Source organism: Oleiphilus sp. HI0123, assembly GCF_001635315.1.
Genome location: NZ_LWGE01000757.1, coordinates 1 through 2,858 on the forward strand (window position 1 = coordinate 1; position 2,858 = coordinate 2,858).

A 2,858-nucleotide genomic window follows, 5' to 3' on the forward strand; every position below is an offset into this window, starting at 1 on the left:
CTTGCCGGGAACTCAAGCTCTACTGCACACCTTAGCGACACCGCTGACAAATGGGGCGATACTCTCAACACAACGCAAAACAAAGTAATACTGCCGAGCGACTTACTAGACATCCTCTGTCACGAGATTTACCAACGGAATTGCCCTCGTATAAATACCGAGCAATTGATGCTAATCGAAAAATGGATTCGAGGCCTACGTCATGCTTGATAATCTCTTAGAAGCACTTAACTTTGGGCTAGTTTGGCCTCTTGCGCTATTACTTTTGCCAATTCCTTTGCTCATCCCTCGGCGAGCAAATCAAAGCACCACAAACTATAGAGCGCCGCAGCTTCCACTCTATGAAACAGTAAAAGCACTGAAACTGTCACGTGCACCAGAAGGAAAAACCCATAGCAAACTAAGTAAATACCTACTGGCTTTTGCGTGGTGTTTTCTAATAGTTGCAGCCTCCAGGCCTACTTACTACGGAGAAAAAGTAAACCTCCCGCTAAGTGGAAGAGACTTGATGCTGGCAATCGATATATCACCAAGCATGAAAGAAACAGACCTTAAATTAGATGATGAGTTTGTATCTCGCTTGGACGTTGTCAAAAATGTTGTCTCTTCCTTCGTTACGCAAAGAAAAGGTGACCGCATCGGCTTAATACTGTTTGGCTCTGAGCCCTATATCCAATCGCCGCTTTCATTCGACACAAAAACGGTCAACACACTACTGCAAGAGGCTTACTTAGGTATGGCAGGTAAAGCAACGGCTATCGGCGATGCTATCGGTCTTGGTGTTAAACGCCTAAGGGAAAGACCGAAAGATAGCCGCGTTCTCATATTACTTAGCGACGGCGCGAATACCGCTGGCGAGATCCCCCCCGAAAAAGCTGCACAGTTAGCAGCTCAAGAAGACATCATTATTTATACGATTGGTATTGGTGCCGACGAGCTTTACCGACGAAGCTTTTTTGGCACTCAAAAGGTCAACCCCTCAGCTGATCTGGACGAAGACATGCTAAATGCAATTGCCGAAGTCACTGACGGCAAGTATTTTAGGGCCCGAAACACTGAAGAATTAAACGCGATATACCAGCTCATCAATGAGCTTGAACCAATCGAACAAGACAGCAGAAGCTATCGGCCCACTAAATCTTTGCTTGTATATTTCCTGTCAATAAGCCTGTGTTTTTATCTGGCCGCTTTAGTTGTGAGTTATGCATCTAGCTCACGCTTTACCACTTTCTTCTCTTCCCTAAGAGGAGACAAGCAATAGTGAATCTAGATTTACTCGCCAATTTTCATTTTTTACGTCCATTTTGGCTAACTTGCTTGCTAGCACTGCCTTTTGTCTGGCTTATCCTGCGGCAGTTTAATCAACGAAGCGGAGATTGGAGCCGAAGCATCGACCCTGAGCTTTTGAAGCATTTAACTCCTGCATCCAGTGATAATGAATCAGGCAAAAAAAACTGGCCGCCAATTTTGTTGTTATTGCTAGCCATTATTGGGCTTTCTGGCCCGAGCTGGGAACAAAAACCTAGGCCCGTTGCACAACTACAAGACGATATGGTAGTCATTCTTGACCTATCCGTATCAATGCTTGCCACCGATGTAAAACCCAGCAGACTCGTTAGAGCAAAGCAGAAACTTCACGACCTGCTAGCACTGCGCACAGAAGGAAACACCTCACTTATCGTATTTTCTGGGGATAGTCATATCGTTACACCCTTAACAGATGACATAAATACAATCAAAGCCAGCCTTGAAGCACTTGACCCTTTTATTATGCCGGTTATCGGAAGCAGACCAGATAATGCCGTGAACCAAGCAATTGAGCTATTCAAACAAAACAACTCACGATCAGGTCGCGTTATCCTGATTGCAGACAGTAGCACGCAAGAGCAAAATGAACGTATTTCAGATGCCTTGAGTAGCAAGAATATCCATCTAGATGTTCTTGCAGTAGGTACCAAAGAAGGCGGGCCGATAGATATACCCGGAAAAGGATATTTTAAAAGCCAGGGCGAGATCGTCATCCCACAGACTCCTTTCAAACTATTGGACAGTCTTGCAGGGGTAAATCGCGGCAAGATGGTTAAAATGTCCCTAGATGATCACGACCTAGAGGCGCTTGATATCACGGGTGAACGACTGAGAAAAGCAAAAGCGAACAATACTGACAAGCAAGAAAGTTTTCGTACCTTTGATGCCTGGGAAGATGCCGGTTATTTGCTGTTATTCTTAATAATACCTTTTGCGCTTTTTGCGTATCGACAAAACACACTTCTAGCGCTGTTTATTTCGATATCGCTTATTTCTTTACCAGAAACCTCACACGCCCTTGAAGCAAGAGACTTGTTTAAGACCCAAGACCAGCAAGCTCAAGAGCTAATGAAGCAACAGTCCTACACTGAGGCTGCCGAGAAATTTGAATCCATAGAACATAAGGCAGCCGCTCATTATCGCGCTGGAAATTACGAGCAAGCTGCGAAGTTATACGAAACACTCCCCTCACAGGATGCTTTGTACAACTTGGGGAACAGTCTGGCAAGGAACCAAAAATTCCAGGAAGCACTCGATGCTTACGAGCAAGTATTGAAGCAAAACCCGGATCATCAAGACGCAAAATCAAACAAAGAACTAATAGAGAAACTTCAACAGGAAAACGAGCAGAAACAAAACAGTGACCAGGAGAACCAGGAGAACCAGGAGAACCAGGAGAACCAGGAGAACCAGGAGAACCAGGAGAACCAGGAGAACCAGGAGAACCAGGANCAGGGTAAGCCCGATAATTCTGAAAGCCAAGATGGTGGCAAACAACAAAACCGAGAAAAATCACAGGATCAACAGTCAGGTAGCTCAGAAGACGAAAA

General features: G+C 44.9%; 3 protein-coding genes. All 3 read left to right on the plus strand.

Features of this window, described 5'->3' with window-relative positions; all coding sequences use genetic code 11:
• The coding region (locus A3761_RS27215; protein WP_197472913.1) for a hypothetical protein at positions 1-210 on the plus strand (210 nt) is incomplete at its 5' end.
• A complete protein-coding gene (locus A3761_RS06705; protein WP_068506432.1) occupies positions 203-1,261 on the plus strand; it encodes a VWA domain-containing protein in 1,059 nt (352 codons plus the stop codon). The genes A3761_RS27215 and A3761_RS06705, both read left to right, overlap by 8 nt.
• Positions 1,261-2,858 (plus strand): VWA domain-containing protein (locus A3761_RS26160; protein WP_068750009.1); only part of this gene is annotated, 1,598 nt, incomplete at its 3' end. The genes A3761_RS06705 and A3761_RS26160, both read left to right, overlap by 1 nt.